Origin of the sequence: Novosphingobium sp. (genome assembly GCF_027489515.1) — a bacterium.
Classification (GTDB): Bacteria; Pseudomonadota; Alphaproteobacteria; order Sphingomonadales; family Sphingomonadaceae; genus Novosphingobium.
In genome coordinates this window covers 72,883-78,882 of record NZ_JAIXZS010000021.1, presented here as the reverse complement: position 1 = coordinate 78,882, position 6,000 = coordinate 72,883, and the positions used below count along the sequence as shown (strand labels likewise).

The window sequence follows — 6,000 nt, the reverse complement described above, 5'->3', positions numbered from 1 at the left end:
CTCAAGGACTGGCGACGCATCCATACCCGCTACGACCGATGCGCCCACACGTTCATGTCCGCCATCTGCATCGCCGCAACCGTCATCTTCTGGCTCAATCAATGAGTCCTGAGCCTAGCCGAGAAATTGATGCGGCAAGAGCCCGACGGCGCCGCAATCCACCTCGAACAAGGCGCCAGCCAGCGGATCGTCCGGACGACCGTCTGCCGCAGAAGTGACGAACATGCGTGAGAGATCGGCGCCTGCGAAGCAGACATTTGTGATCTGCGGCGTGGGGAGTGCAATCTCGCGGTCCAGCCGGCTATCGGAATGGAAGCGCGCAACCTTCGCGCCGCTGTAGAACGCGATCCACAGCCCGCCTTCCCGGTCGCAGGTCATCCCGTCGGGCGCTCCCTTGGACGTATCGAACTGCAGATGCGGTTCGCGCGGGCCGAGGCTGCCGTCTGCGTTCATGGCAAACTTGCACACCTGCCCGATGCGGCTGTCAGTATGATACATCACGGTGCCATCGGGGCTGAATGCCGGACCGTTGGCGATGGTGATGCCGTCATCATGGCGCGTGATGGCCCCTGAGGGATCGAGGCAATAGAGCGCGCCACTCGCCGGCCAGTTGGTCGAGGGCTGGTCGGCGTAGGGCATCGACCCGGCCCAGATCCGGCCGCGTACATCCGCCTTGGCGTCATTCAGCCGATTGCTTGGCCGTTCGGGCTGCGGGTTGCCGATCAGCTCGAGGCGAAACGGCTCAAGATCGAGGCGATAGAAGCCCGATTGCAGGCCGACGACAAAGCCGCCTGCTGCCCGCTCGATAATCCAGCCGATCGCCTCGGGCATGTCCCAGTGGGTGATCTGCTCACCCTCAAGGTTCATTCGCCACAGCTTCCGGCCGAGAATATCCGTCCAGAACAGAGCGTTCTCGCGCGCACTCCACAGCAGGCCTTCGCCAAGAATATCGCGTGTATCGCGCGGGATCGAGCGGACTGCTGCCATGGCTCAGTGGCTGTCGCGCGGAAGGCCGCGGGTCTGAGCAATGCGCTGGTATTTGATGGCGGATTCGATCACCGCACCGCCCGGATATTGGCCGGTCATTTCGCGGTGGAGTTCCTGCCAGGGCGTTTGTGCCTCGGGCACCGGCATCGCGCCCGAACTGCCGAGCGCCTTGCGCCGGCGCTGGAGTTCTTCATCCGGCACGAGCATTTCAGCGGTGCGACGTTTCAGGTCGATGCGGATGCGATCGCCTGTCTCCAGCAGGGCAAGACCGCCACCCACCGCCGCTTCCGGCGCGGCGTTGAGGATCGAGGGGCTGCCGGAGGTGCCGGACTGGCGACCATCACCGATGCACGGCAGCGCGTCGATGCCGGCGCGGATCAGGGCAGCCGGCGCACGCATGTTGACGACCTCCGCGCCGCCGGGATAGCCGATCGGGCCAACGCCCCGGATTACGAGCAGGCAGTGCTCATCGATTCCAAGCGCGGGATCGTCAATGCGAGCATGGTAGTCTTCCGGGCCTTCGAACACGATGGCACGGCCTTCGAAGGCATCGGGATCGTCGGGGTTCGATAGATAGCGCGCGCGGAAGGCATCCGAGATCACGCTGGATTTCATCACCGCGGATTCGAAGAGGTTGCCGGTGAGCACCGTAAGCCCGGCGTTGGCAAGCATGGGCTCTGCCAGTGGCTTGATCACGCGGGTGTCCTCGATCTGCGCTTCGGCGTAGTTCTCGGCCACCGTGCGGCCGTTGCAGGTCATGGCGCTGCCATCGAGCAGACCGCCGCGCAGCAATTCGCCGACGACCGCGGGAACACCGCCCGCGCGGTAGTAGTCCTCACCGAGGTATTCGCCCGCAGGCTGCAGGTTGACCAGCAGCGGAATTCCAGCGCCGTGGTCCTGCCAGTCGTCGAGAGAGAGTTCGACGCCCATGTGCCGCGCGATGGCGTTGAGATGGATCGGCGCGTTGGTCGAGCCGCCGATGGCGCTATTGACGCGGATGGCGTTAAGAAAGGCAGCGCGGGTCATGATGTCGGATGGCTTGCGGTCCGCCTTGACCATTTCGACGATCGCGACGCCGGTTTCGTAGGCGGCCTGCTGGCGATCACGGTAGGGTGCGGGGATGGCAGCCGAACCAGGCAGCGACATGCCGAGCGCTTCGGTCAGCGAGTTCATCGTCGTCGCCGTGCCCATCGTGTTGCAATAGCCGGTCGATGGGGCTGACGAAGCGATGAGCTCAATAAAGCCGCGATAATCGATCTCGCCGGCCGCGAGCATTTCGCGCGCCTTCCAGATGATCGTGCCCGAACCAGTACGCTCGCCCTTGAACCAGCCATTGAGCATCGGGCCGACCGACAGCGCTATGGCGGGAATGTTGACCGTGGCGGCCGCCATCAGGCAGGCGGGCGTGGTTTTGTCGCAGCCGATCGTGAGCACGGTTCCGTCGATCGGGTAGCCGTAGAGTACCTCGACGAGGCTGAGGTAGGAGAGGTTGCGATCGAGCGCGGCGGTGGGCCGTTTCCCGGTTTCCTGTATCGGATGGATCGGAAACTCGATGGGAATGCCGCCGGCATCGCGGATGCCATCACGCACGCGTTCGGCAAGGACGAGGTGGTGGCGGTTGCAGGGCGCGAGATCGCTGCCGGTCTGCGCGATCCCGATGATCGGGCGGTCGGACTGGAGCTCGGCGACGGACAGACCGAAGTTGAGATAGCGTTCGAGATAGAGCGCGGTCATGTCGGGGTTGCCGGGATTATCGAACCAGGCGCGCGACCGCAGACGAGGGGGACGGGACGCTTCGTTCTGTTCTGTCATGCGAATTCTACCCCAAGTCATTCTGCGCAATGTTCAAGGATCGGAAGGCCACCCATAAGCCTCGCCCGAGCCTGCCCTTCGGAAGCCGCCTTGCGGCGATCATACCCACTTTCCAACTCCATACCGCCGACACCGCATCCGGCCAGCGGCGGTCTGCAGCCACCATCTGCCCGGATTGCGCCTCCGCCGGCCTGGCGATGATCATGCCTCATCACCGCCTCCGTGATAGCCAACTTTGCTTTAATAGCATATATATCTGATAAAATAATCCAGCCCGGAGTTGCCTTATGTCCCAACGCCTCAAACTGGCGCTCGTCGGTATCGGCAAGATTGCGCGTGATCAGCATCTGCCGGCAGTTGCGGGCGATGCAGGGTTCGAGCTGGTGGCGGCGGTGAGCCGCAACGGGCGCGTCGAGGGTGTGCCGAACTTTACCGATCTGGCCGCCTTGATCGAAAGCGGACTTGAGATTGATGCTGTCTCGCTGTGCACGCCGCCGGTGGGTAGACACCACATGGCGGCGCAGGCTTTCGCAGCAGGCTGGCATGTCATGCTGGAAAAACCCCCTGGCGCCACTCTGGCGGAAGTGCACGGGCTGGAAGCGCAAGCACAGGTCGCGGGACGAAGCCTCTTTGCGACGTGGCATTCGCGCCATGCCGCGGGTGTCGATGCGGCGCGCACATGGCTGACGGGCAAGCGGATCAGGTGCGCAAGCATCGTCTGGCGCGAGGACATCCGCGTGTGGCACCCCGGGCAGGAGTGGATTCTGGCCGCCGGGGGGCTTGGTGTGTTTGATCCGGGCATCAATGCGCTTTCGATCGTCACGGCGATCCTGCCCGGCGCGCTGCGTCTCGGCGGCGCGCGCCTTGTGTTTCCGGCGGGGCGCGGGTCGCCCATCGCGGCGAAGCTGGACCTGGTGCATGACGAAGCCGCGCCGGTCTCTGCCGATTTCGATTTCCGGCAGACCGGGCCGCAGAGCTGGGACATCACCATCGAGACGGACGCCGGCACACTCATGCTGACCGAGGGCGGGGCGCGGCTCTGGATCGATGGCGTTGAGCAGGCTGCAGACGGGATTGGCGAATATCCGGCGCTATATCGGCGTTTTGCGCAGCTGGTGGCCGCCGGGCAAAGCGATTGCGATCTGCGTCCGATGACCCTGGTCGCCGATGCGTTCCTCCTTGGCGAACGGACCGAAACCGATCCGTTCGCCTTCTGAGGTTCAGTTCGCGCGCCAGATCGACAGATCGCGCGGGGCAACGGTGCGGCTGCCGAGCAGGAAGACCGCGCCATCGGGGGCGGGGGCCTCGGCGGGCTCAGCGCCGTAGTTGATCGCAAATGTGAGGTCGCCGCGCCGACGGATGCGCAAAAGGCCATCGAGCGGCGCGGTCGCGACACCGGCTTCGGTTGCGAGCGACGCTACAATTGCATCAAGCGCCGCATCTTCGACGAGCGTGGCGAGGTAGTGGACCTTGCCATGGCGGACCAGGGCCGGTGCGCCATCCTCATAGCGGCCGAGCACATCGCAGTCGCCCACCTCGATCGTCTCGCGCCAGAGCCCGCTGGCATAAGTGGCGTTGCCGATGGCGATCGTGCCCGGGCAGTCGGGGCGCAGCGTTTCGACCGCCAGCACGCGGATCGGCACGAGCGGGCGCAGGCGGCTGGGCGCGAGGCCTTCGGGGATGGTAACGTCATGCGCTTTGGCACCGGAGCGTGGGCCGATCAGGACGAGGCCGTCGGCGGCCTGCAAGCGCGCAGCGGCTTCGGCGGTCGGCAGGGCGAGGGCGGGAACGAGCACCATGGCGTAGCCGCTGAGGTCAGCGCCTGGTGCGACGAAATCGACATCGAGGCCAAGGCGGCGGGTCGCGCCGTACCACGCGGTCAGGATCTTCTGGTAGTCATAGCCGCGGCCCTGCTGCTCGATCTGGCCGAGCCAATCGGACTCGTGATCGACGACGATGGCAACGGGGGCCTTGGTCGGGGCGGGCAGTTCGATCCGCGCGAGCTCGGCATGCAGCTGTTCGACCTCGGGCCACGCTTCGGCATGGGTGCAATCGGGGCGAAGCAGGCCGGCATGCATCTGCTCTTGCGCATAGGGCGCCTGGCGCCAGCGGAAGAAGCTGACCACTGCTGCGCCGTGGGCGAAGGCTTCCCATGACCAAAGGCGCACCATGCCGGGGGCAGGCCGCGGATTGTGGTTCGCCCAGTTTACCGGGCCGGGCTGCTGTTCCATGACCCAGAACGGACGACCGGTGAGGCCGCGCGTCTGATCGAACAGGATCGCCTGAAAATCGGGATGGCCGGTGCGCATGAGCGGCGCGAACTCGGCGGCGGAGGCCTTCGCCAGCGCAAGGTCGGCGCGGCCGAGCGGGTAGTTGTCGTAAGCCGCGAAATCGAGATCGGCGGCAAGGGCGTGGTTGTCGACCCCGGTTTCGGGCATCGGGATGAAGTTGTGCGTCACCCAGCGGCCCGGCGAATGGGCGCGGATGATCGCGATCATGTCGGCGTGGAAGCGCACAACCATGTCGGACGAATAGCGGCGCCAGGCCATGCGGTGGGCGGGGCTGGTTTCCGTGACCGCGCCAACGGGCATCTCGATCTCGTCGAAGCTGCGGTATTCCATCGACCAGAACACGTTGCCCCAAGCCTTGTTGAGTGCAGCGATCTCGCCGTACTGCTCGCGGCACCAGATGCGGAAACCGTCCTGCGCAGCGGGCGAAGCGCTGATCGCAGTGTTGTGGCAGCACAGCTCGTTGTCGGTCTGCCAGCCGGCGACGTAGGGGTTCTCGCCATAGCGTTCAGCGACGGCGGTGCTGATGCGCATCGCTTCGCGGTGCCATACGGGGCTGGAGAAATCGGTGTGGCGGCGCGAACCGAAGCCACGCGTGCGGCCGGTTTCGGGATCGACGGGCAGGATCTCGGGATACAGATCGATCAGCCACTTGGGCGGCGTTGCTGTGGGCGTGCACATCACGACCTTGAGGCCGGCCTTGCCCAGTGTCTCGATCGCGCGGTCCAGCCAGTCCCATTCGAAACGGCCGGGATCGGGCTCGATGCGGCTCCACGCGAACTCGGCGATGCGCACGTAAGTGAGGCCGAGCGCGGCCATGCGGCGGGCGTCCTCTTCCCACCATGCTTCGGGCCAATGTTCGGGATAGTAGCAGACGCCAAGCATGCGGGGCCGATCCTTCAAAAATGTCGGG

The 6,000-nt window shown here is 65.3% G+C and carries 4 protein-coding genes and 1 pseudogene; 2 read left to right on the top strand and 3 right to left on the bottom strand.

The window, feature by feature from the left end; translation table 11 throughout:
* Nucleotides 1–105 (top strand): annotated as a pseudogene (locus tag Q0082_RS03685) (IS5/IS1182 family transposase); the annotation flags it as partial.
* A gap of 9 nt (nt 106–114) precedes the next feature.
* On the opposite strand, the gene Q0082_RS03680 reads toward Q0082_RS03685, so the two are convergent.
* Nucleotides 115–987 (bottom strand): SMP-30/gluconolactonase/LRE family protein, encoded by an 873-nt coding sequence (locus Q0082_RS03680; RefSeq protein ID WP_298190037.1) that lies wholly within the window; start codon nt 985–987, stop codon nt 115–117.
* Between the two features lie 3 nt (nt 988–990).
* Complete coding sequence (locus Q0082_RS03675; RefSeq protein ID WP_298190034.1) at nt 991–2,799, bottom strand: IlvD/Edd family dehydratase; 1,809 nt, start codon at nt 2,797–2,799, stop codon at nt 991–993.
* Nucleotides 2,800–3,086: 287 nt separating this feature from the next.
* Here Q0082_RS03675 and Q0082_RS03670 point away from each other — a divergent pair, with 287 nt between their 5' ends.
* Nucleotides 3,087–4,016 (top strand): Gfo/Idh/MocA family oxidoreductase, encoded by a 930-nt coding sequence (locus tag Q0082_RS03670; protein ID WP_298190031.1) that lies wholly within the window; start codon nt 3,087–3,089, stop codon nt 4,014–4,016.
* Between the two features lie 3 nt (nt 4,017–4,019).
* On the opposite strand, the gene Q0082_RS03665 is transcribed toward Q0082_RS03670, so the two are convergent.
* Nucleotides 4,020–5,972, bottom strand: coding sequence for a beta-galactosidase (locus Q0082_RS03665; RefSeq protein WP_298190029.1), 1,953 nt, complete (start codon nt 5,970–5,972; stop codon nt 4,020–4,022).
* Nucleotides 5,973–6,000 lie beyond the last annotated feature (28 nt).